This window comes from Microbacterium sp. MYb64 (genome assembly GCF_002979495.1).
Classification (GTDB): domain Bacteria; phylum Actinomycetota; class Actinomycetes; order Actinomycetales; family Microbacteriaceae; genus Microbacterium; species Microbacterium azadirachtae_A.
On sequence record NZ_PCOW01000023.1, the window covers coordinates 16,641 to 37,134 of the forward strand.

Consider the following 20,494-nt stretch of genomic DNA (forward strand, 5'->3'; position numbering starts at 1 on the left):
CGCCATAGAGTGGCACCGTGACCCCAGAGCGCCCCGCATTCGGAACCGAGATCGTCTTCCAATGGCGCAAGTGGGACGGTTCCCCGCACTGGCGCCACGAATGCGTCTACCTCGGCGCGGACGAATGGGGCGACTGGGTGGGCCAGCCCGGCGGTTGGGGGAGCGCGCGCCCGGGCCGCACCTTCACGGCGCACGGGCCCAACGTCACGCTCGTGCCGCCGAGCGGCGACTACGCCCTCACCGTCAACCGCGACCACCCCAAGGGCATGCGGATCTACATCGACCTCGCCTGGGATCTGCGGCCCGTGAACCCCGGCGGAGAGCCCTCGGACGACCTCGGGCACCGGATCCCCGGCGCCGTCGAGGACGACGAGTCCGTCCCGCGGCCCGAAGGGGCGCCGGTGCTGTTCACGGGCATCGACATGGACCTCGACGTCGTGCGCATCGAGGGAGAGCGCGGCACCTGGATCGACGACGAGGACGAGTGGGACGAGCATCGCGTCCAGTACGGCTACCCCGCTGACGTGCAGCGTCGCCTGGAAGCCCTCGCCGCCGACCTCGAGCAGCGGGTGCGCGCCCAGCTGCCGCCGTTCGACGACGCCACGGCCGACGTCTGGCTGGACCGGCTCGAGACGCTCGCCCTGCCGGCGCGCGCAGAGCATCTGTAGTACTCCACCATTCCGAGTCGTCCCTCTGAGCGCACCCTATAGGCCGCGCTCAGAGGGACGACTCGGAAATAGGGGGCGCTCCAGGGAGGACTCGGAATCGTGGCCGCGTAGGCTGGACGCGTGAGTGCGAACGAACAGCCGAACCGCGCAGACCTCGGCAAGGATCCGTCCCGCGTCAGCGGCATGTTCGACCAGGTCGCGGCCGGCTACGACCGCACCAACACCGTGATGACGGTCGGCAACGATGCGCTCTGGCGCGCGGCGACGACCCGCGCGGTCGCGCCGAGGAAGGGCGAGCGGATCCTCGATCTCGGGGCCGGAACCGCCTCGTCCTCGGCCGCGCTCGCGCGCAGCGGCGCCGACGTGGTCGCGGCCGACTTCTCGCCGGGCATGCTCGCCGAGGGGAAGCGTCGGCACGGCGACCTGCCGAACCTCAGCTTCGTGGAGGCGGACGCGACCGATCTCCCGTTCGACGACGACTCGTTCGACGCGGTGACGATGTCGTACAGCCTCCGCAACGTGCAGGACCCGAAGAAGGCCATCGCCGAGCTGTTCCGCGTCACCAAGCCGGGCGGTCGTGTCGTGATCAACGAGTTCTCCACGCCGCCGGCCAAGCTGCTGCGCGGCTTCTACAGGATCTACAACGCGCAGGTGCTGCCGCGCGTCGCGCGTCTGGCCGGCACGAACAGCGAGGCCTACGACTACCTCAACGAGTCGATCAGCGCCTGGCCGGACCAGCGCACGCTTGCGAGCTGGCTGCGCGAGGCGGGCTGGATCGACGTCGCCTGGCGCAACCTGTCCTTCGGCATCGTCGCGCTGCACCGCGCCCGCAAGCCGAGGGCCTGAGCAGCCGCGGGCCTGAGCGGCCCGGGCCTGAGCCGCCGAGGGCCCGAGTCGCTCCGGCGCGATCAGTCGCGAGGCGGCGCGGTCAGGAGCGCGGCGATGTCCGCGATCTCCCACGCCTCGGCGATGAGTCCGTCCCTGAGATGGCAGATGATCGCCTGATCCAGCGTGAAGGCGCGGCCGGCGCCGGTGGCCTCCGTGGTGACGCTGCCGAGGTCGCCGACGATCGTCCCGGTCACGATGACCCGCGCCATCTCGGTGTCGCCGTCGGCGAGGATCTCCTGGATCTCGTGCCGCAGCCCGTGCAGCGAGGCCAGGGCGTCGCGCCAGACCTGCTTCTCCTCATCCCGGCTGGTGGTGGACAGCCCGGCCGGGGCGTGGACGACGACGTCGGCGTGCATGAGCCGATCGAACTCGTCGAGGTTCCCGCTATCTCCGGCGGCGAGCCAGCGCGCCGTGACGGAGGACCCGGAGATCATGGACGACAGCCTAGAACCCGGGCGCTCGGGTGAGAAGAGCGGCGCGGACGCGGGGATCCGGACTCTCCGCCGGTGATCCGCGGATCCCTGCGCTGCCGCGACATGAGGGAACCGGGCACGGGTCGCGCCCAGGTAGGCTGGACGACGTGACTTCGAGCCCCGCCGCCACGGGTTCGCGCCTCGCGAGCCGTCTCGGTTTCAGCGACCGCGTGTTCGTCGGCCCCGCCGCGCGCAAGCTCGCCCGTGAGGTCGAGGCGGGCCTCGACCTGGTCGAAGAGGGCCTCGCCGTCGACCTGCGCGTCGCCGACTCGATCGCCGACGCCCCGAGCCGCTACCTCTACGAGGCGGGCGGCAAGCGCGTGCGCCCTGTGCTCTCGCTGCTCACCGCGCAGCTCGGCGCCGGAAACGTGCCCGCGGTCATCGACATCGCGAAGGCGCTGGAGATGACGCATCTCGGCTCGCTGTACCACGACGACGTCATGGACGGCGCGGACCGCCGCCGCGGTGTGCCGGCCGCGCAGACCGTGTGGGGCAACAACATCGCGATCCTCACCGGAGACATCCTGTTCTCCCGGGCGAGCCAGCTCATGTCCCGCCACGGCGACCGCGCGATCCGGCTGCAGGCCGACACGTTCGAGCGCCTCGTCCTGGGGCAGATGCACGAGACGGTCGGCCCGCAGGAGGGCGACGACCCGGTCGAGTTCTACATCCAGGTGCTCGCCGACAAGACCGGATCTCTCATCGCCGCGTCCACGCAGGCCGGAGCGATCTTCTCCGGCGCTCCCGCCGAGTACGAGGAGCCGCTGCGCAACTACGGCGAGAAGGTCGGCGTGGCCTTCCAGCTGCTTGACGACGTGATCGACCTCTCCGCGAAGCCCGAGGACACCGGCAAGGTGCCGGGCACGGATCTGCGTGCGGGCGTTCCGACGATGCCTTCGCTGCTGCTGAGCGTCGAGACGGATCCGGAGTCTGTCGCGCTCGCCGCGGAGATCGACGCCGGCGTGCAGCGGATCGCCGAGGGCGAGGATCCGGCGATCCTCGACGACGCCCTCGCCCGCCTGCGCGACCACGCCGTCACCCGGAAGACCCTCGACCTCGCCCGCAGCTGGACCCAGGGCGCGATCGACGAGCTCGCCGTACTGCCCAAGGGGCCCGTGCGCGATGCCCTGACCCGGTTCGCGGAGTCGCTCGCGGACCGCAGCAGCTGACGTCCTGCTGCTGCCGAAAGGAACCACTATGACCAAGCTCAGGCTTGCCATCGTCGGAGCCGGCCCCGCCGGCATCTACGCCGCCGACCTCCTGCTGAAAGCCGAACGGCGCTTCGACGTCTCGATCGACCTCTTCGAACAGCTGCCCGCGCCGTACGGCCTGGTCCGCTACGGCGTCGCACCCGACCACCCGCGCATCAAGGGCATCATCACGGCACTGCGCGACGTGCTGGACCGCGGCGACATCCGCCTGTTCGGCAACGTGAACTTCGGCACCGACATCACCCTCGAGGACCTGAAGCAGCACTACAACGCGGTGATCTTCGCGACCGGCGCCCGGCGCGACACCGGCATGGACATCCCGGGCATCGACGCCGTCGGATCCTACGGCGCCGCCGACTATGTCAGCTGGTTCGACGGGCACCCCGACGTTCCGCGCGAGTGGCCGCTCGATGCCGCGTCCGTGGCCGTCATCGGCAACGGCAACGTGGCGCTCGACGTGTCGCGCATGCTCGCGAAGCACGCCGATGACCTGCTGGTCACGGAGGTGCCGGCGAACGTCTACGAGGGCATGAAGGCCAGCGCCGTCACCGACGTGCACGTGTTCGGCCGCCGCGGGCCCGCACAGGTGAAGTTCACCCCCCTCGAGCTGCGCGAGCTCGGCGAGCTGCGCGATGTCGACATGGTCGTCTACGACGAGGACTTCGACTACGACGACGCATCCCGCGACGCGATCGCCAGCAACAAGCAGGTCATGGTCATCGACCGGGTGCTGCAGGCCTGGCGCAAGCGCGACTCGGTGAACAACGCCGGCGGATCCGCGTCTCGTCGTCTGCATCTGCACTTCTGGGCGCGCCCGGTCGAGGTCCGCTCGGATGAGGACGGCCGTGTCGCCGCCCTCGTCTACGAGCGTACGAAGCCGGACGGCACGGGCGGCGCTGTCGGCACGGGAGAGCTGCGCGAGGTGCCGATCCAGGCGCTGTACCGCGCGGTCGGATACTTCGGCTCGCCGCTGCACGGCGTGCCGTTCGACAAGAAGCACGGCGTGATCCCCAACCGCGAGGGTCAGGTGCTCGCGAAGGACTCCAACCAGCGCGTGCCGGGCATCTACGCCACCGGCTGGATCAAGCGGGGACCCGTGGGGCTCATCGGCCACACCAAGTCAGACGCGATGGAGACCGTGCGCCACCTGATCAACGACCAGGGCTCCTGGTGGCAGCCGGAGGACCCGTCCGAAGAGGCGATCCCTGCGCTGCTCGCCGAGCGCGGCGTGCGGTGGACCGACCTCGACGGCTGGCACCGGCTGGACGAGCACGAGATCGCGCTCGGCGCCCCTGAGGAGCGCGTCCGCGTGAAGCTCGTGCCGCGCGAGGACATGATCCGCGTCTCCCGCGGGGAGTGACGCCCGCGGTCGAGCCGGGTCTCTGAGCGAGCCGCGGGGCGGTCCCTCACTTCTTGGCGGTCACCTCGACCGTGAACGCAACGTGCTTGCCCGAGGCGCTGTTGTCCATCGTGACCTTCGTCGTGCCCTCGGCGAGGGCGTCGAGACCAGGGTTGAACTGGGCGGACCCGTCGTCCTTGCCCGGTACGAACGAGACGATCTTCGCGTCGGCGATATCGGCCGTCCAGTGCGTGAAGTCCTTGTCGTCGCCGGTGAGGTCGATCGTGTTGCCGAGGGGCACCTGGACCGTGGTCCCGTCGATCGAGCCGAGGTCGGCGATGATCGGCGGCAGCGCGCCGGCACCCGTGGTCGAGGGGGCGCTGCTCGTGCTCGCGGCGGGCGTCGTGCCGCCGGAGCAGCCGGCGAGCCCGAGAGCCGCGGTGGCGAGTGCAGCACCCGCGACGAGGCCGGCGATCGAACGGTGCAGTCGAGTGCGGATCATGATTCCTCCTGTGCGGTGCGCGTCGATGTGCCCAGCGTAGGGGAGAGGTGCCGCGAACGCCGCGGGGCGACGTGGATACTCTGGGTCCATGAGCCGCTCCGATCCCGCTGCATGGACGGCCGACGTGCTCGGCGACGAGTTCGAGCAGCTCACGCTGCCGCTCGGATCCGATGACGAGGGCGAGGTCGTCGCGACCCTGGTGCGTGCGCTGCCGCACCGCACCGCGTGGCAGCGGCTCTTCGGAGACGGCCGGCAGCTCGCCGACACCGATGTGCTGTACGTGCACGGCTGGTCGGACTACTTCTTCCAGAAGCGGCTGGCGCGGTTCTGGACCGGTCGCGGCGCCCGGTTCTTCGCACTGGATCTGCGCAAGTACGGACGGAGCCTGCGCGACTATCAGACTCCGGGCTACATCGGGAGCCTCGACGACTACGACCAGGACATCGCGGCGGCGCTCGCCGCCATGCAGGCGGGCTCCGACGCGGTCGGCCGCCGGCTGGTACTGCTCGGTCACTCCACGGGAGGGCTGATCCTCAGCCTGTGGGCCGCACGGAACCCCGGTGTCGCCTCGGCAGTGGTCCTGAACAGTCCGTGGCTGGAGTTCCAGCTGTCGCGCTTCACGCGCGAGACGATCACTCCGCTCGTGGGGCTGCGCGCCAAGTACCGCCCGCTCGATCGGGCGCCCCAGGTCGATCTCGGCTACTACACCAGGGCGCAGCAGGAGGCTGCAGACCCGGCGGATCCCATGGACGTGAACCTCGCCTGGCGGCCGGCGCAGACGATGGCCGTGCACGCCGGTTGGCTGCACGCGATCCTGGCAGGGCACGCGACGATCGCCGCGGGGATCGCGATCGGCGTTCCGGTGTGCGTGCTCCTCTCGCAGCGCAGCGCCGTGCCGACGGCCTGGTCGGACGACCTCACCCGCGCGGACAGCGTGCTGGTCGTCGACGACATCGCCAGGGCCGCGCTGAAGATCGGCCCCTCGGTCACGATCGAGCGGATCGACGGCGCGCTGCACGACGTCTTCCTGTCCCGACACGAGGCGCGCGAGCTGGCCTACGACCGGCTCGGCTACTGGGTGGACGGCTGGTCCGCCGCGGATCGCGCCGCGCGGCGAACGGCACCTGCCTGACGGACGCACCGGACGCGGACGCGGATCCGTCCTGGACTCACTCCACGAGGTGCATGGCGCGCATGAGGTGCTCCGCCGCGTGGCCGTCGCCGGCGAGGATCGCCTCGGACAGGGCGGCATGCCGCCCGCGCATGACGTCGCGCTGCGATGCGTCGACGGACCACGGCCGCAGGTTGCGCGACAGCGGCATGCTCGTCTCATCCAGGACGGAGCTGAGGATCTCGTTGTCGCACCGCTCCGCCAGGTAGTGCAGGAGCGCCCATCGCTCCGCCGAAAGCGCGGCCGGATCGTCGAGGCCGTCGTCCAGGGCGCGGGCCAGAGCTGCGGCCTCCTTGCGCTCGGCGGCGCTCAGCCGGGGCACGGCGATCGCTGCGACCGCCCCGCCGAGATAGCCCGCGTACTCCAGGGTCTTCGCGGTGAGCTCGGGCGGGACCTCGGTGACCTGCGTGTACCGGCTCGGATACATCTCGACCAGGCCCACCCGCTCGAGCCGCTGCAGCGCCTCGCGGATCGGCATCCGTGAGACGCCGAACTTCTCGGCCAGATCCGCGTCCCTGATGCGCGTTCCCGCAGGCAGAGTGCCGTCGATGATCGACGCACCGACCTGCTGATACACCTCCTCCGCGAGGAGCTGCTTCGTCGCCGTCAGCGGCGTTTTTCCCACGCCAGTCAACGGACCGCGTTCGTCCATCACTACCCCCAAGTAGTTACCCCAGAACAGCACTATCTCACTGGGAGAGGGCAAACCCAAATACCGGTATCGATGCGACGAACGGGTCGTGCATTCCGCGACATCGAGCGGTGCTTCCGCGACGTTCCGGCGAGTTGTGGGGTCGGGGGGGGGACGGCTCAGCTGCGTCGGCGGGTCAGATGCACGGCGACGTCGTCTCCCTCCGCCTTGCCGATCGCGCGGCGGATCGTGCTCGAGACCGGGAGCTTGTGCGTGCCGTCGCCCAGGGCCATGAAGGCACCGTCGAACGGGTGCCCATCGACGGTTCCGGACACCTTGACGAGTCCCCGCGTCCCGAAGATCGCCGCGGAGTCCGGCAGCTGCACGCAGATCCAGGTGTCGCCCTCGCGGACGCGCCCGAGCGTGGCGGTGAAGGCGATGTCCAGCGGCCCGATCGTGCTCATGATGCGATCCTCTCACCGGCGCCCTGCTCCGTCCCGGGGTCGGTGCCCGTGATCGAGAACGCATTCCCGTCCGGGTCGCGGAACGCGAACATCGCCGACACTCCGGGCCACCGCAGGATCTCGTCGACATCGATGCCTTCGGCCAGCATCGCGGCGTGGGCGGCGTCGACGTCGTCGGACGTGAACCGGATCCCGATCGATCCGCGGTGCACGTCGGGATCCGCCGGCTCCAGCGTGAGGATCACGTTCCCGCTCCCGGGTGCGAGCTCGATCCAGCGCCCGTTCGGCGTCGGTGCATCGCGCAGAACCGCGAAGCCGAGCCGGCGGTAGAACCGCAGCGCGTCGTCCTGGTTGTTCACCGGGATGCTGACCGTGCGGACTCCGGTGATGTGCATGCTGTCCATGAGTGTCCCTTTCGGATCGGAGGTTCCGTTCAGAAGGGTGACGATCGAGGAGGCGCGCGATCGACATGCCGCCTCGGATTCGAGGCGGCGATGGTCGCAGGCGCGGTAACCGCATTGTGATGGCGAGACATCGGCGTCCGCTCGGCCTTCCAGGACAAATATGGCGATGACTCGAGAGCAAGTAGATCGTGCGGAGTAGGCTCATTGAAGCCTGATTTTCCAGGCCTCGAGACAAATCCGAGGTGATCGCGGGTGCAAGAAGCAGAGTTCGGTCGTGACAAGTACGAGTTCCCGCGCGTCGCGACCGACTCCGAACTCATCGTCAGAGCGTTTGAGCTCGAGAGACTGCGTGGCAACTTCGGAGTGACGGCGACCACGCCGCCCGACTTCCTCGTCAGCTTGCACTCTCTGTTCCAGATCCTCATGAGTGTTGTGTCAGCCAGGATCGAAGGCAACCGGACAACCGTCTACGACGCTGTTCGGGCTATCGCGAAGCCAGACCCCTCGGAAGGCGAGCAGGAGATTCAGAACATCCGCCAAGCGATGACCTTCATCGACGGGTTGGAGCCGGGGAAAGCGTTGAACCACGTGACGGTCCGAGAGCTGCACCGCATCTCCGTAGAAGGGCTTACACGTGAGGGGGATCCGACGCCGGGACAGTATCGAGGGCAGGACGTCGAGATATCCCGGGCGGCGCATGTTCCTCCCTCGCATCCGTACGTGCACTCCGAGATGACGGGGTGGATCGACTTTGCGAACCGAGAGCTTCCGACTTCACAGCACATGCTTCATGTGGCGATCGCGCATCATCGGTTCCTCTGGATTCACCCCTTCAGGAACGGAAACGGCCGCGTGTCCCGTCTGCTGTCTTACGCGATGTTGCGGCGGCACGGATTCGTCAGCCCCGTCGGGCTGCGCGCGGTCAACCCAACAGCGGTGTTCGGCAACGATCGTGACGGCTACTACAGCGCTCTTGCGGCGGCCGACTCGCTGAGCAACGAAGGAACTGTCGAGTGGTGCACGTTCTTCGTGCGGGGAATCCACGAGGACCTAGAGCGACTGTCCCAGATTCAAGACTTCGCTTTCGTGAAGTCTTCCCTGCTCGAACCGGCGATTGATCGCCTCGTCGTGACCGGGAGCGCCTCGCTGCGGGAAGGTGCGGCGCTCAAAGAAGCCATGCGAAAGGTGGTGGTGCGAGCCGGCGACCTCACCGCTGCGTTGCCGGGTACCCCGTCCCAACGTTCTCACGCCATCCGCAGTCTGCTGGAGCGTGGCTTGCTCATCGCAGAGCGCCCAGGGGCGAGGACCTATCGCCTAAACATCCTTGGTGAGCTGTTCGGTCCGCTCCTCGTGCGACGCCTTGATGAGGTTGGGTTCCTGCCTCGTATCCTGCAGGGTGACACCCCCTGAGCGTCAGGGATAGCCCTCAGCGGAAGTTGATGAACTGCAGATCGAGATCCAGGTCGGATCCCTTGAGCAGCGCGATCACGGCCTGCAGGTCGTCGCGGCTCTTGGACTGCACGCGCAGCTCGTCGCCCTGGATCTGCGACTTCACCGACTTGGGGCCCTCGTCGCGAATGATCTTGCCGATCTTCTTCGCGTTCTCGGAGCTGATGCCCTCCTTGAGGGTCGACTCGAGGCGGAACTCCTTGCCGCTCGCGGTCGGCTCGCCGGATTCCAGGCTCTTGAGCGAGATGCCGCGCTTGATGAGCTTGGTCTGGAACACGTCCAGCACAGCCCGCACGCGCTCGTCCGAGTTCGCCAGGATCACGATCTTCTCGCCGCTCCACGCGATCGAGGCGCCGACTCCCTTGAAGTCGTAGCGCTGCTCGATCTCCTTGCGCGCCTGGTTGAGGGCGTTGTCGGCCTCCTGGCGATCCACCTTGGACACGATGTCGAATGAAGAATCCATACGGCCAATCTACCGAATCGACGCATTCCATCGCTGTCGCGCCGGCGTGAAGCTCGTCACGCGGTGCGCGGTCACCGGATCCGCGATCTGCCCCTCCCGGCTCGCTGCAGCACGCTCAAGCAGCACGACATACCGTGCGGGGGAGAGGCCAAGCTCTTCCCGGATCCGGGTCTCCTTGTTCCCGAACCACGTCGGGTTGTGGTGTTCGAAGGCGAGGAGGTCAGCGGGAGTCATGCGGGTGATGATGCCACGGGCCACGGACACTCTGACGCGTCCCTGTTCTGGGGTAGGAACGCCGAAAACCCCCGCCACCGGCACATGGCCAGGGCGGGGGTTCTTCGAGGGTCGGTCAGCTGTTGGTGTTGGCGACGGCGAGAGCACCGATACCGATGCCTGCGTACGCGGCGACAGCCTGCGCACCGACGACGATCTCGGGCAGCGGGTGACCGGTGCCGAGGAAGTAGGCGGCGACACCACCGATGATGAACGCGCCGATCGCGTAGGCGCCGTAGACGACCTTGCGGGCGGTGGGGTTGGTGATGACGCGGCCGAGGGGCGGCTGCTCGGGGGTGGGGTTACTCATGGGTTCTCCTTCTTGGTGATGATGTCAAGTGCACGGCCGATGTCTTTTCGGAGGCCGCGCACATCAGCGCGAACCTCGCCGGTTTCGAGGCGTCCGGCCTGGACGTCCTCACGGAGCTGGGTGACATTCGCGTTCGTGTCACGGTTCGCGCGGACTGCATGTTGGGCGATCTCCCGGACCTGCTTGATCTCTCGGCGTGCGCTGTCCAGGTCGTCACGGAAGTTCGTGCCGTGGTCGTTCTTGACCTGGTGGCGTACCTCGCCGAGGCGAGACACCAGCAGGCCCATGAAGGTGCTGGCGGCGCCGATCAGCGCGATCAGGATCTTCGCGACCGTCCCGTCCAGCAGGGGTGTTCCGTCTGTCGGGTCATGCAGCCCACCGGACCAGACGATCGCCGCGCCTGTTCCGATGACGCCGATCGCGACGATCGCCCAAGAGGGCAACGGCCTGCGCGGTTTCGACCCGGTCATACCGCCCCCTTGTAGATCGGGATCCCGCCGAGCCTCTGCGTGAGGTCAGTCAGCGTCTTGGTGCCGGGGTCTCCGTCCACCTCCAGGCCGAACTTGCTCTGGTAGATCTTCACGACACGAGCCGTGTCAGCGCCCTTGTCGCCATCGACTACCAGGTGCTCACCGAGGACCTGGTTCAACGACTGTTGTAGGGCGTGGACCGTCCACAGCGGCGTCCGGACGTTGAGGTCCAGGTCGCCGTCGTAGCCGGGCATCCTGCCGACGCTGGTGTACTGCCAGAGGTCCGCGGTCGGCCAGTGCCCGACGAGCGGGACAGACGAGCGAGTGCCGTCGTTGATGCCGTAGTCGGCGACCCACACGGCCAGCCCGAGCGTGACGACCGGAGACCAGTCGACGGCCCGCGACACGGCCGCGGACAGGTACACGCCTTGCCTCTTCAGCGGGACACCTACCGCGGCGAGCAACTGCGCTGCCTGGACTACCTCGGCGGGCGTCCAGTGCGGGGTACTGCCCTCGTCCTCGACATCCCACCAGAACCGTTCACCGGTGGCGAGCGGCGTCACGGTCAGGTAACTGCGGATCGCGGAGACCTGCATGGGGATGTTCCCGCCGTCGTCGCCGTTGAACCAGTACCGATCGGCGGGCAGCCCGGCAGCGTACGCGGCAGCGACCTGCGCACGGTGCGTGTCCGACTCGTAGATGCCGTTGTTTCCGCCGCCGAGCTTCACGACGATCCGGCCGATCGGCCAGGAGCGGAGGACGTCGGCGGTGAACGCGGGCTGCCAATGACTGATGTCGACGAAGGCCGGGTTCTCCGGCGTGGACCCCGGTCCCTCCGGGGTCACGCTTTTGGGTCGAGAGCCTTCAGGATCTCGGGCAGCAGCGCGGCCTTCAGATCATCGACGATCTGCTTCCGCTTGCGATCCCAGCGCCGCTGCGCGATCGCGACGGTGATGTCGAACTGGCGATCGTTCAGCTGAATCGGGGCGCCCCAGACCCCCTGAGCGGACCCGATGAACTCACCCAGGTCGATGTCTGCGGTCTTGTAGTCGCCGAGATGATCGGGGCCGAGCTCGTCAGCGAAGTAGATCGTTCCGTCGGGGCGTCGGATCGTGTTCATGCTCATGTCGTCCTCCTTGGACAAGTCGATGTGCGGGGTGATGGAAGCAGCGTCTTTTCCCGCCGCGACGTTGATGGGGCAGTCGAAGATGCTCGAGGTCCAGCCGAGGTACTCGCGGCTGATCTCGTTCTCACGCTCATCGAGAGTGCAAGAACCGGTGACGGCGCCCTGGCCGGGAGCCTCGGTGACAGCGACGCGCCCGTCGCCCAGGCTGATGACGACGTCCCCGTCGAGATTCCCGTCCCAGGTGCGTCGACCCCACCAGACGGCGGCGCCGGCGGGAGGGTTCCTGTCGCCGGGGCGCTTCCCATCGGACTGCTCCCATGCCGCGTATGCGGTCTGAGCGCCCATGGACGTCGACGCCCCCTGCGCCTTGTACGCCTGCCAGACGTAGTACAGGCACATGCTCGGCCGGACTGATCCGTAGTTGAGCAGCCACTGCGCGGCCGCTGTTCCGTCGATCATGACGAGTTCCTCTCGTTCCACGGCGCGCTGCCGCATCAAAAGTCGTACAAGAATTAGACTGTTCGTATGGACCCGATCGCGAACCTCACCGCCATACGCACCGTGTGGGACCAGCGCGCCATGTGGGTCATTGAGGCACGAAGCCAGGGCATTCCGTGGGAGCAGATCGCCGACGCGATCGGATTGTCCCGGCAGACCGTCATCAATCTGCACAAAACTGCATCTAGAAATTCGACGTCGGGCGGTGTACGGTGACGGTCATGAACAAGAAGCTGCTCGTCGGGGGACTCAGCACAGCGGGCGCCGCGGTGATCATCGCTGGTCTGGTCGTGTTCGGTGTGAACGCGCAGGCCGGTGCAGGTGATGCCCCGGCACCGACTCCGATCGTGGAGACTGAGACGCCTACGCCGAGCCCGACCGTCACGCCGACCCCGACGGTCGCGCCCGCACCGGTCCCGGAGCCTGCACCGGCGGATCCGGCACCTGCACCCGATGACACGACGCAGGCGGACCCGCAGCAGGCCGACCCGGCACCAGCCGACCCGCCTGCACCGGAACCTGAGCCTGCCCCGCCGGTCGTGACCTATCACGGCCCGGTGCAATGGGGTGGCGCACCTCAGCCTTCTGGAACGCCCCTGCCGCTCACGCTTGACGATGACCCGAACAGCGCCACCTACGGGCAGATGGTCTTCCAGTACGATCCGGGCAGCTACTGTGCCGCGCAGTCGGGGACGACGCGGGACGGGCAGGGTCAGTGCACCTGAGCCTCTAGGGTGACTACTCGCTGCTGCAGTTGGGCGGTCTGTGCGAGTAGCAGGCTGATGAAGTCGATCGAGTCCGGTAGTGGCTCCCCGTCGATCTCCGCGTAGACCACGAACCGTTGAAGGGCCGGATCCGCCGCGAGGTGCTCCGCAATGTGTCCGATCCTGACCGTGTGATCTGGATCGGACCGCATTTCGAACTCGTTCAGCTGCGGGAAGATCGGTCCGAGAGACGCAGGGTCCACCGGTTCGATGTTCACCTTGTACCGTGCTGATGACGCGCCCTTCGACAACCTTCCGTCGCCGTTGATGTAGGCGTTCGTGTATGCGGTGACGGCGGGAGTGGCGTTCGGGGTGAAGATATCGCCCGTCGCCGTCGTGGTGCCGCCCACCGACAGGTTCCCGGAAGCTGCCACGTTGCCGGTGACGTTCGATCCGGACGGGGGGTTCGCGACCAGGTTGTCGATCTGCGGTCTCGTGTACGAATTCGCAGAGATCGCAGCGGTGACGGTCGTGTTGATGTTCGCGATCGCTTCCTGCACCTGATCCACGAGCGAGTTCACTGACGTGCCGGTCGGGGTCTCCAACTCGGCGAGGCGCTCCGCAAGACGGCGCAGTTCGTCGGCGAGGACCCCGTACTCGCCCTGTGGGGGGCTGTCGTATCCGTTGCCCATCAGATCACCGCCTGTGTTGTGACGCCCACGGTGATGCCTTTCGCGTCACCGGAGAGTGCTGTGATGCGCCGTTGGAACGCCCCGCCCTCGAACAGGTACGGGTCACCGGAGTCGTACTGCTGCATGGTGCGGGTCGAGTAGGTCGACGGCGAGGCGTTGGGCGTCGCGGTCCACGCGTACTGCTCCACGTCCGATGACGACGAGTTACCGTCGAAGATCATCCCAGGCGTCGGGGCGAGCTCTGTGAGCGTGTGCGGGACGACAAGGCGAGACCCTGCCGCCGCGGTCACGTACAGGTTGGACCGGACGCCCGTGGTCGACGCGCCCACTGCCCTGACCGACGGCGCCTGCACGATCACATCCTGTCCAGGCTGGATGACCACAGGACCCGAGTCAGCAACGATCACGTTCTCGCCATAGCTGAACACGCGCAGGCTGACCGTCACCGCTGGGAACCCCACGGGGACACTGATCTCGCGGGCGGCAGACCACATCTGCCCAGCTGCCGCGGATATCACAGTCGTCGAGTACATGGTCGGGATGCTTGTCGCGGCACTCGAGAAGTCGATCTGCGCACCCGCCAGCGTCGGTGTGAGCGTGGACGGGGCAGTCGGAGACCATCCTGCGGTGGACGCCATGGGCGACGGGTTGATGTCGTAGTTCGTCCGGACAGCGTTGACCCATGGCGTGTACGTGGTCTTCCCGTACTGGCCCAACGTGAGCGTGCAGAAGTCGCCCTCCCAGTACGCCCCAAGGAACGGCTGCCGGGCCGCCTCCACATCGAACGACCAGAGCTCAAGCGCTGACCGGCCGATCGTCGTCGACTCACCCGCATACCCATCGAGAGTGCCCTGCTCGGACACGCTCGAGTGGGACGAGTCCAGGGACTCGAACGCCGCGTACCCGAGGTCCGTGAGCGTCGAGTCCACGGACCGGGACACGAGGACCGTGTCCGCCGAACGACCGGCCGTCGCCCAACCGAGCGTCGCGAGGCGTGTAGCGTCCGCGGTCACCTTCAGTGACGACACGGGCGACCGGGGGACATCCATCGGCCATTCGAACACCGTCGCCGACGCGAGCAGAGGACTCGCGTCCGTGCCGGTCTGCAGCGCCCATTGGATACCGAGCATGTCGGGAGTGAACTGCGGCATGAATCGGATATCCGGGCCTCCCTCGATCTGCGACAGCTGTGCGAGGACGGTGCCGAGGTTCTTGAAGTCGGAGCCCTCGAAGTTCCGCTCACGGGTGCCGACCCGGTCTGCTTCGAACACGATCGGGACGTTCCCGCCAGTCCATGCCTGCGCCTGCTGCACCCACCGTTTCGCGATCGTCCCGTACTCGAGACCGGTCAGATAGGTGCCGACCGCAGGGTTCGGCTTCGTCTTCCCAGCCGCGGACGGGTCCGGGATGATGAACTGCGTCGTGTCGATCGATGCGGCGGCAAGGGGCAACACGTACCGGTGGTCGAAGTACGACCACATCCCGAGAGCGTCCAGTGTGAGGACCTTCTGGTCACGGTCGTACGTGTGCGACCAGATCGGCCCGCCGGCGAGGATCGTGTCACCGATGGCGCAGGCGAGGACGGTGCGTCCCGGGGCCATGGTCTGCCGGGGGCGAAGAGCCACCGTGGCCGGGTCTCGCATGTCGAGGGAGGCCGTCAGCCGTTCCGGCTTGTTGATGGACCGGGACCAGGTCGAGGACGTCATGACCTGCACGTCGGCGATGTCACGCCCGGTGAGCAGGTCAGCGATGAACCAGCGCAGTCCCATTCGTGATCCCTTCCGTGCAGTGTGCGGTTACGGTGCGACCCAGCGGGCACCCCACTGGGGCGGCTCTGTTCCGGTCGACACCGCACGGATCGTCATCACCGCGCCGTTCCCGTAACCCCACAGGGTGAGAACGTCGTTCGCGTTCAGGTAGACGCGGCTGGAAGCGGAACCGCTCGAGACGACACCGCTGACGACCGGGCCGAGAGCGTGCAACTGGTCACCACCAGGGGTGCCGGAGGCGTTCACGGCAATGCCGATGAGGCCGGACGGGGTGGTGCCGGTCATCCACACGGTCCAGAACACCTCGTACCAGCCGGGCTGCGTGATCGTGATCCCGCTGCTGTACGTGGCGCCGCGGAGTGCGCCGCCGGTGCTCGTCCAAGCGGCGGTGGCGGAGAGGTTGCCGTACGAACCGTTCGGTGCGGCGAGCGTGGTGCTCGTGCGGCGCATGACCGCGATCGGGGTGAGCCCACCCGTGATCGACCATGCGCCGGCCTGCCGAACCCAGAGGACACTCTGGTCGATCTGCCATGCGAGGGAACCGTCCGCGGGAGTCCACGCTGCGAGCTCGGTGCTGTTCCGGACAGGGACGACGCCACCCTCACCGGCCGTGAACTGTGCCGTCTGGGTGATCGTCACACCGACGGCGTTCGTCGCTGCGACGCCGGCCGGGACCTGGACGGTCGCGAGCTCGAGAGCCCCGGTGGGCAGGGCGGCCCGCGCCAGCGCGAACGACGTCGTCGAAAGCGCCGCACCGAGCACGGGCAGGTTGTTCGCGTCCGTACCAGGCGCGGTCTGCTCGTTCTGCTTCACGTACACGACGTAGTAGTTCGTGCCCGACGCCGGTGAGACCAGCACCGAGGGCAGCTGCATGGTGCCGTCGTTTGAGAGGAGGATCGGTCCACCGAACTGTACGGCGATGCCCTGGAACGCGGCGACGTTGACGTTCATGTCGGCGCGTGCCGTGACGATCGCTGCCAGTGTGGACGGGAACAGTCCAGCACGCGCGACTGCACCGCCCTCGACCAGGCCTGCGAGATCGATCCGGGCGTCCGTGGTGGACGTGACGTTGGTGGGCCCGGGCCACGAGTTCCGAAGCGTCATGAGGTGCCTTTCAGTTCGCGGGGGCCCACGAGAGAGTGAGCGTGGGCGTGCCGGTCTGCGTGCCGAGCGGGTTGAACTGGACAGTCGACTGTCCGAACTTCGGGACCTGGAAGCCGTCCCACTCGCGGCGGGCGAGGAACCCGGAGATGTCGTTCGTCGGGGTGTCCAGGTAGACGCGGCCGATGGACGCGTCGAACACCGCATTCGATCCGACCGGGATAGGACGGTTCAGCAGCAGGCGGGACCCGGTGGTGATCTCGACAAGCTCCACACCAGCGTCGAGGCCGCCGGCGACAGTGAGGGTGAGGGGGGTGGGCTGGCTGCCGCTGTTCACGGCTGTCACCCGGCCACTGTTCCCGGGGGTGCCCCACGGGGCTGGCCAGACTTGCGGCCACGGCTGCCCTGTTCCGGCTGTGGGGACGCCCGTGGACGCGGTCTGGGTTGCGCCGTACATCAGCGGATCCGTCGCGACCATGATCACTTCGAACTCGAGGATGCTCACACCCGGGTTCGGGGACGGGGTGAACCGTCGGATCGACACCTTCCGGTTCGACACGCCGAGCTCGTCGTTCACGGTGGCTGTGACCTGCTGGCCGGCTCCGAGAGCGGCGCGCAGAGAGGCGAGCTGGGAAGCCCAACCCGCCCCTCGGACACGACCGTTCGCGGTCAACGGCAACGCTGTCCGGTAGTCGCGATCGATGCCGAACGCGCCATCCCGTGAAGGACGTTCCCGGACATCCGACTTCGAGTCCGAGATCGAGTACCAGTCCTGGAAGAACTGCCCATCGAGCTGGATCACGTTATCGGCATGCTGGTTGACGCCATACATCGGGATCCCGGCGAGGGTCAGCATCGAGGTCACTTCTTCACCCCCACGAGAGATCGCTTGATGGCACCGCCTGCGATGGCACCGAGAACTCCCGGCTCCGTCTGCTGAACACCAGTCACCTGTACGGTCACGTAGATGTCGCCACCCGACATGACCGAAGGGGCGGTCTGCGTGACGCCTGCAATGCGGGCTGCCTGACCGGCAACCTGCCCTGCGGAGTCGTTGCGGTTGATCGCCTTCAACAGCGACCGCCACCGACCCGCCTGCCCGACCGTGTTCGACGTGACCTCTTCACCGTTCGCGAGACGGTACATCCCAGCGGTGTCCGACCATGCCGAACCGCCACCGCGTACGGTGCCACCTGTGCCGCCCATTGCGAGGCCCTGGATGCCCGAGCTGGAGGCGGTGCCACCGTACGCGCCCGCGGGGGACACCGTCGTGTTCCCCACACGGAACGACTGGCCGCCTTCCGAGTCGACGAACACCGTCACACGGCGCCTATCGTTCAGGGTCACGAACCGGTCGATTGCGGACTGCGCCTGCCCAGTGTTCGCGAGGATCTCGAGCTTCTTCTCCGAGGGCATGCCGAACACCTTGTCCGCAAGCTTCTGCACCTCATCGGCGTTGAAACCAGCAGCACCGGCGGAGTCGATGAAGGCCTGACGCTGCGCCGCGAGAGTTCCCGCGTACTTGTCCGTCGCGTCCTTCGACGACATGGTCTGAATGTCGAGGTCGAACTGTGCCTTTGTGGCCGCCTGAGCATCTGCGGCAGCCCCGGTGAGCATCGAGCGGTTCGCGGACCCGGACGCCGTCGCGGCGTCAAGCGACAGAGAGAACCCGTCGAGCGTGCCGTTGGCCTGCTCAAACGCGTCCCGCTGTTTCTGCGCGTCCTCCGTGATGCCCGCGAGAGACTTCTGCCAGCGGGCGTTCGTCTCCTCCGCGGACTGCCCGATACCGTTCAGCCGGTTCGTCGCATCGATGAGCCCGTTCAGCTTCGACATCGCCTCATCCGCGGCGGACGCTTCCTTCTGGAATGCATCCGCAGCGCCCTGAGCGGTCAGTCGAGTATCGGACTGGGCCGTCGAGGAAGCGTTGAGCGCCTGCGCGTACTCCTGCTGCTTGATCGTGCCGTCCGCGGTCGCCTGCGCGCCCTCGTTCACCACGTCGCGGAGCAGCCGCGCGGTCTTCTCGTTGTCGCTGTACTCGCGGCCGGCACGCCCACTGGAGTCGATATACTTCTCGGTGGCGGACTGCACCTCAGCGATCGCGGCCTTGTTGCCCATATACGCGGCGGTGACCGTGTCAACGCTGATGCCGAGCTTCTTCGCGGCGTCGACCGCCGAACCGGACGCACCAGTCCAGAAGTTGTCACGCGTCAACGACAGCTGCTCTGCGACGAGTTCGCGCGTCGACTGGGTGACCTGACCGGTGGCCTTGTCGAGAGTGTCCGCGTAACTCTTCGCACGAGCATCGGCCTCAGCGTTCGCCTGCGCGACGGCGGTGAACACGACTGCGAGCGCGGTCAACGCGATCCCGACGGCGCCACCGGCGAGCGACAGGGTCCGCATCGAGACACCGAGAGTGTCAGCGACGGCCTGCACACCCTGGAGGACGCCGGTGACGCCCTTCCACAGCATGAACGCCGTGTACCCGGCGATCGCAGCGCCGGCCATGACGGTCAGCACGGGGACGGGGATGGCGTTGATCGCGTTCGCGATCCCGTCGAGGGTGGCGAGGACGACCGTGCCGATCGGAGCTGTCGCCTCAGCGATATGGAGGATCGCGGAGGCCAGGTCACCGATGGTGCCGATCACCTGCGGGAGTACAGACTGTGCATAGTCGGCGAACCTCTGCAATCCACCGTTCGACGCCCACGACGAGAACCCGTTCGCCATGTCCTGCACGACACCAGCACCCTGAACGAACAAGGGGTTGAGGACATGCAGGGCCGTGATGGCACCTTGCAGAGCGGTGACTCCTGCGGTGCCGAGGATTCGGGTGAACCCGGCAACCTCAGAGTTCAGCTGCGGCATCGACGCGTTGATCAGTGCGACGGAACGCTGGAACGAGGTCAGCAGGCCGGACGAGGCGGTCGCCGCGAGGGCGGACATGTCAGCTTTGAGGGTCTTCAGCCCCGCCGACCACTCGGCACCAGCCTGTGTGCCCTGCTTGACGGCCTGCACTGCACCGATGATCCCGAGGACGCCGGCAGCGCCGAGCCCTGCCAGACCACCAGCAACACCGACGAGCGCACCCGTGAGGGGTGCGGCGACAGCGGTGAGCGCGACAACAGCGGCAATGATGAGCTGCGTGCGCGCGTTCGCACGACCAGCGGAGTCCGCGACCTTGTCGTTTCCGGCCGCTGCGACTTCCGAGGCGGCGGCCTGCTTCAGGGCAGCGTTCGCGGTCTCCTGCTGTGCCTGCTCGAGCGCGACCTCCGCCGCGGTCGCCCGCATGTTCGCCTTCTCCAGGCGACCAAGAGCCTCCGCAACGGCAAGTTCCGCCGCAGCCATAGTCGACGCCTTCGCCCGACCAGACTCCTGCGCCTCCGAGAGACGCAACTGCGCGATGCGGGCTTTCTCATAGGCGACATCGGCGGCCTGGTTCGCGGCGGCAACCTTCGCCTGCGCAGCCGACACATCGTTCGCGGACCGCTTGACCCGCTCACCAGCGGTCGCAGCGGACTGGCCCATAGCCTGCGCTGCAGCGTCCACGGCAGCCATGGAAGCCTGCGCCTTGCCAGTGTTCGCGTCGACATCGATCGTCGGGTGTTCCTGGCCAAGCTCGCGTGCTGCACGCTTCAGACGGTCGAGGTTCTCAAGCGCCCGTTCGATTGCGAGATTGACGTTGCCGTCAATCGATCCAACGGTCGTGGTGCCGGTCACGGTCGCCTCCTACGTTGTCGGTTCCGGCGCGTAGCGGCGGTTGAGGCGTGTGTCGGTGGAGAGGAGGCCGATGCAGCGGATCGCGAACCACCGCCAGGAACAGGTGCGGATCCGGGCCTCAAGGTCGATGCCGTACACCTCCTGGAAGTCGGCTTCGACGTCCTTCCACGC

General features: G+C 67.5%; 24 protein-coding genes. 8 read left to right on the forward strand and 16 right to left on the reverse strand.

Features of this window, described 5'->3' with window-relative positions; all coding sequences use genetic code 11:
* Positions 1 to 17: 17 nt before the first annotated feature.
* Entirely contained in the window at positions 18 to 668 is a 651-nt protein-coding gene (locus CQ044_RS16385; RefSeq protein ID WP_105689453.1) for a hypothetical protein, read from the forward strand.
* Positions 669 to 788: 120 nt separating this feature from the next.
* A complete protein-coding gene (locus CQ044_RS16390) occupies positions 789 to 1,514 on the forward strand; it encodes a class I SAM-dependent methyltransferase (RefSeq protein WP_258133352.1) in 726 nt (241 codons plus the stop codon).
* 62 nt (positions 1,515 to 1,576) lie between these two features.
* Here the strand turns inward: CQ044_RS16390 and CQ044_RS16395 are convergent, their stop codons facing one another.
* A complete protein-coding gene (locus CQ044_RS16395; RefSeq protein ID WP_105689454.1) occupies positions 1,577 to 1,990 on the reverse strand; it encodes an ester cyclase in 414 nt (137 codons plus the stop codon).
* Positions 1,991 to 2,136: 146 nt separating this feature from the next.
* On the opposite strand from CQ044_RS16395, the gene CQ044_RS16400 reads away from it, so the two are divergent.
* The gene (locus CQ044_RS16400) at positions 2,137 to 3,198 is read left to right on the forward strand and encodes a polyprenyl synthetase family protein (RefSeq protein ID WP_105689455.1); all 1,062 of its coding nucleotides are present in this window, start codon (positions 2,137 to 2,139) and stop codon (positions 3,196 to 3,198) included.
* Positions 3,199 to 3,226: 28 nt separating this feature from the next.
* Positions 3,227 to 4,600, forward strand: coding sequence for an FAD-dependent oxidoreductase (locus CQ044_RS16405; RefSeq protein WP_045271017.1), 1,374 nt, complete (start codon positions 3,227 to 3,229; stop codon positions 4,598 to 4,600).
* Between the two features lie 46 nt (positions 4,601 to 4,646).
* On the opposite strand, the gene CQ044_RS16410 is transcribed toward CQ044_RS16405, so the two are convergent.
* Positions 4,647 to 5,081, reverse strand: coding sequence for a hypothetical protein (locus tag CQ044_RS16410; RefSeq protein ID WP_105689456.1), 435 nt, complete (start codon positions 5,079 to 5,081; stop codon positions 4,647 to 4,649).
* Positions 5,082 to 5,169: 88 nt separating this feature from the next.
* Here CQ044_RS16410 and CQ044_RS16415 point away from each other — a divergent pair, with 88 nt between their 5' ends.
* Entirely contained in the window at positions 5,170 to 6,213 is a 1,044-nt protein-coding gene (locus CQ044_RS16415) for an alpha/beta hydrolase (protein ID WP_105689457.1), read from the forward strand.
* 37 nt (positions 6,214 to 6,250) lie between these two features.
* Here CQ044_RS16415 and CQ044_RS16420 read toward each other — a convergent pair whose 3' ends face one another.
* The 3 genes from CQ044_RS16420 to CQ044_RS16430 all read right to left on the reverse strand — a co-directional run bounded on the left by CQ044_RS16420 (position 6,251) and on the right by CQ044_RS16430 (position 7,751).
* The gene (locus CQ044_RS16420) at positions 6,251 to 6,877 is read right to left on the reverse strand and encodes a GntR family transcriptional regulator (protein WP_258133353.1); all 627 of its coding nucleotides are present in this window, start codon (positions 6,875 to 6,877) and stop codon (positions 6,251 to 6,253) included.
* Positions 6,878 to 7,062: 185 nt separating this feature from the next.
* On the reverse strand, positions 7,063 to 7,347 hold the full coding sequence (locus CQ044_RS16425) for a DUF1905 domain-containing protein (protein ID WP_105689459.1): 285 nt from the start codon (positions 7,345 to 7,347) through the stop codon (positions 7,063 to 7,065).
* Complete coding sequence (locus CQ044_RS16430) at positions 7,344 to 7,751, reverse strand: VOC family protein (RefSeq protein WP_105689460.1); 408 nt, start codon at positions 7,749 to 7,751, stop codon at positions 7,344 to 7,346. The genes CQ044_RS16425 and CQ044_RS16430 overlap by 4 nt, the downstream gene beginning before the upstream one ends.
* A 252-nt stretch (positions 7,752 to 8,003) precedes the next feature.
* On the opposite strand from CQ044_RS16430, the gene CQ044_RS16435 reads away from it, so the two are divergent.
* Complete coding sequence (locus CQ044_RS16435) at positions 8,004 to 9,161, forward strand: Fic family protein (protein ID WP_105689461.1); 1,158 nt, start codon at positions 8,004 to 8,006, stop codon at positions 9,159 to 9,161.
* A 16-nt stretch (positions 9,162 to 9,177) separates the two neighbouring features.
* Here the strand turns inward: CQ044_RS16435 and CQ044_RS16440 are convergent, their stop codons facing one another.
* From CQ044_RS16440 to CQ044_RS19650, 6 genes are all read right to left on the reverse strand, one after another.
* Positions 9,178 to 9,663 carry a YajQ family cyclic di-GMP-binding protein gene (locus CQ044_RS16440; protein ID WP_105689462.1) on the reverse strand — a complete coding sequence of 162 codons (486 nt, stop codon included), beginning with the start codon at positions 9,661 to 9,663 and terminating at the stop codon, positions 9,178 to 9,180.
* Positions 9,664 to 9,672: 9 nt separating this feature from the next.
* Positions 9,673 to 9,897: a DUF3263 domain-containing protein gene (locus CQ044_RS16445; RefSeq protein WP_146116814.1), complete on the reverse strand. Its 225-nt coding sequence runs from the start codon at positions 9,895 to 9,897 to the stop codon at positions 9,673 to 9,675.
* Positions 9,898 to 10,012: 115 nt separating this feature from the next.
* Positions 10,013 to 10,246 carry a hypothetical protein gene (locus tag CQ044_RS16450; RefSeq protein WP_105689464.1) on the reverse strand — a complete coding sequence of 78 codons (234 nt, stop codon included), beginning with the start codon at positions 10,244 to 10,246 and terminating at the stop codon, positions 10,013 to 10,015.
* On the reverse strand, positions 10,243 to 10,716 hold the full coding sequence (locus CQ044_RS16455) for a DUF2746 domain-containing protein (RefSeq protein WP_105689465.1): 474 nt from the start codon (positions 10,714 to 10,716) through the stop codon (positions 10,243 to 10,245). Before CQ044_RS16455 ends, CQ044_RS16450 begins: the two co-directional genes overlap by 4 nt.
* The gene (locus CQ044_RS19645; protein ID WP_181158348.1) at positions 10,713 to 11,561 is read right to left on the reverse strand and encodes a peptidoglycan-binding protein; all 849 of its coding nucleotides are present in this window, start codon (positions 11,559 to 11,561) and stop codon (positions 10,713 to 10,715) included. Before CQ044_RS19645 ends, CQ044_RS16455 begins: the two co-directional genes overlap by 4 nt.
* Positions 11,558 to 12,301, reverse strand: a complete 744-nt coding sequence (locus CQ044_RS19650) for a hypothetical protein (protein ID WP_181158349.1) — start codon at positions 12,299 to 12,301, stop codon at positions 11,558 to 11,560. Before CQ044_RS19650 ends, CQ044_RS19645 begins: the two co-directional genes overlap by 4 nt.
* Positions 12,302 to 12,367: 66 nt before the next feature.
* Between CQ044_RS19650 and CQ044_RS16470 the strand changes: the two genes are divergently transcribed.
* On the forward strand, positions 12,368 to 12,556 hold the full coding sequence (locus tag CQ044_RS16470; RefSeq protein ID WP_105689466.1) for a helix-turn-helix domain-containing protein: 189 nt from the start codon (positions 12,368 to 12,370) through the stop codon (positions 12,554 to 12,556).
* A gap of 5 nt (positions 12,557 to 12,561) precedes the next feature.
* Positions 12,562 to 13,065, forward strand: coding sequence for a hypothetical protein (locus tag CQ044_RS19925; protein WP_146116815.1), 504 nt, complete (start codon positions 12,562 to 12,564; stop codon positions 13,063 to 13,065).
* On the opposite strand, the gene CQ044_RS16480 is transcribed toward CQ044_RS19925, so the two are convergent.
* From CQ044_RS16480 to CQ044_RS16500, 5 genes are read right to left on the reverse strand one after another with little or no spacing between them, the layout of a single operon-like run.
* Positions 13,053 to 13,736: a hypothetical protein gene (locus tag CQ044_RS16480; protein WP_105689468.1), complete on the reverse strand. Its 684-nt coding sequence runs from the start codon at positions 13,734 to 13,736 to the stop codon at positions 13,053 to 13,055. The genes CQ044_RS19925 and CQ044_RS16480 overlap by 13 nt on opposite strands.
* A complete protein-coding gene (locus CQ044_RS16485) occupies positions 13,736 to 15,505 on the reverse strand; it encodes a hypothetical protein (protein WP_105689469.1) in 1,770 nt (589 codons plus the stop codon). Before CQ044_RS16485 ends, CQ044_RS16480 begins: the two co-directional genes overlap by 1 nt.
* Positions 15,506 to 15,532: 27 nt before the next feature.
* The gene (locus CQ044_RS16490) at positions 15,533 to 16,609 is read right to left on the reverse strand and encodes a hypothetical protein (protein ID WP_105689470.1); all 1,077 of its coding nucleotides are present in this window, start codon (positions 16,607 to 16,609) and stop codon (positions 15,533 to 15,535) included.
* Positions 16,610 to 16,619: 10 nt separating this feature from the next.
* Complete coding sequence (locus CQ044_RS16495) at positions 16,620 to 17,471, reverse strand: hypothetical protein (RefSeq protein ID WP_105689471.1); 852 nt, start codon at positions 17,469 to 17,471, stop codon at positions 16,620 to 16,622.
* Positions 17,468 to 20,323, reverse strand: coding sequence for a hypothetical protein (locus CQ044_RS16500; RefSeq protein ID WP_105689472.1), 2,856 nt, complete (start codon positions 20,321 to 20,323; stop codon positions 17,468 to 17,470). Before CQ044_RS16500 ends, CQ044_RS16495 begins: the two co-directional genes overlap by 4 nt.
* Positions 20,324 to 20,494: the final 171 nt, after the last annotated feature.

Excerpts from the sequence above, each read along its gene's own strand:
- CQ044_RS16410 (WP_105689456.1), bottom strand. The coding sequence starts at position 5,081 with ATGATCCGCACTCGACTGCACCGTTCGATCGCCGGCCTCGTCGCGGGT.
- CQ044_RS19925 (WP_146116815.1), top strand. The coding sequence starts at position 12,562 with ATGAACAAGAAGCTGCTCGTCGGGGGACTCAGCACAGCGGGCGCCGCG.
- CQ044_RS16415 (WP_105689457.1), top strand. The coding sequence starts at position 5,170 with ATGAGCCGCTCCGATCCCGCTGCATGGACGGCCGACGTGCTCGGCGAC.
- CQ044_RS16440 (WP_105689462.1), bottom strand. The coding sequence starts at position 9,663 with ATGGATTCTTCATTCGACATCGTGTCCAAGGTGGATCGCCAGGAGGCC.
- CQ044_RS19650 (WP_181158349.1), bottom strand. The coding sequence starts at position 12,301 with ATGATCGACGGAACAGCGGCCGCGCAGTGGCTGCTCAACTACGGATCA.
- CQ044_RS16395 (WP_105689454.1), bottom strand. The coding sequence starts at position 1,990 with ATGATCTCCGGGTCCTCCGTCACGGCGCGCTGGCTCGCCGCCGGAGAT.
- CQ044_RS16430 (WP_105689460.1), bottom strand. The coding sequence starts at position 7,751 with ATGGACAGCATGCACATCACCGGAGTCCGCACGGTCAGCATCCCGGTG.
- CQ044_RS16450 (WP_105689464.1), bottom strand. The coding sequence starts at position 10,246 with ATGAGTAACCCCACCCCCGAGCAGCCGCCCCTCGGCCGCGTCATCACC.
- CQ044_RS16405 (WP_045271017.1), top strand. The coding sequence starts at position 3,227 with ATGACCAAGCTCAGGCTTGCCATCGTCGGAGCCGGCCCCGCCGGCATC.
- CQ044_RS16480 (WP_105689468.1), bottom strand. The coding sequence starts at position 13,736 with ATGGGCAACGGATACGACAGCCCCCCACAGGGCGAGTACGGGGTCCTC.
- CQ044_RS16485 (WP_105689469.1), bottom strand. The coding sequence starts at position 15,505 with ATGGGACTGCGCTGGTTCATCGCTGACCTGCTCACCGGGCGTGACATC.
- CQ044_RS16490 (WP_105689470.1), bottom strand. The coding sequence starts at position 16,609 with ATGACGCTTCGGAACTCGTGGCCCGGGCCCACCAACGTCACGTCCACC.
- CQ044_RS16445 (WP_146116814.1), bottom strand. The coding sequence starts at position 9,897 with ATGACTCCCGCTGACCTCCTCGCCTTCGAACACCACAACCCGACGTGG.
- CQ044_RS16455 (WP_105689465.1), bottom strand. The coding sequence starts at position 10,716 with ATGACCGGGTCGAAACCGCGCAGGCCGTTGCCCTCTTGGGCGATCGTC.
- CQ044_RS16470 (WP_105689466.1), top strand. The coding sequence starts at position 12,368 with ATGGACCCGATCGCGAACCTCACCGCCATACGCACCGTGTGGGACCAG.
- CQ044_RS16425 (WP_105689459.1), bottom strand. The coding sequence starts at position 7,347 with ATGAGCACGATCGGGCCGCTGGACATCGCCTTCACCGCCACGCTCGGG.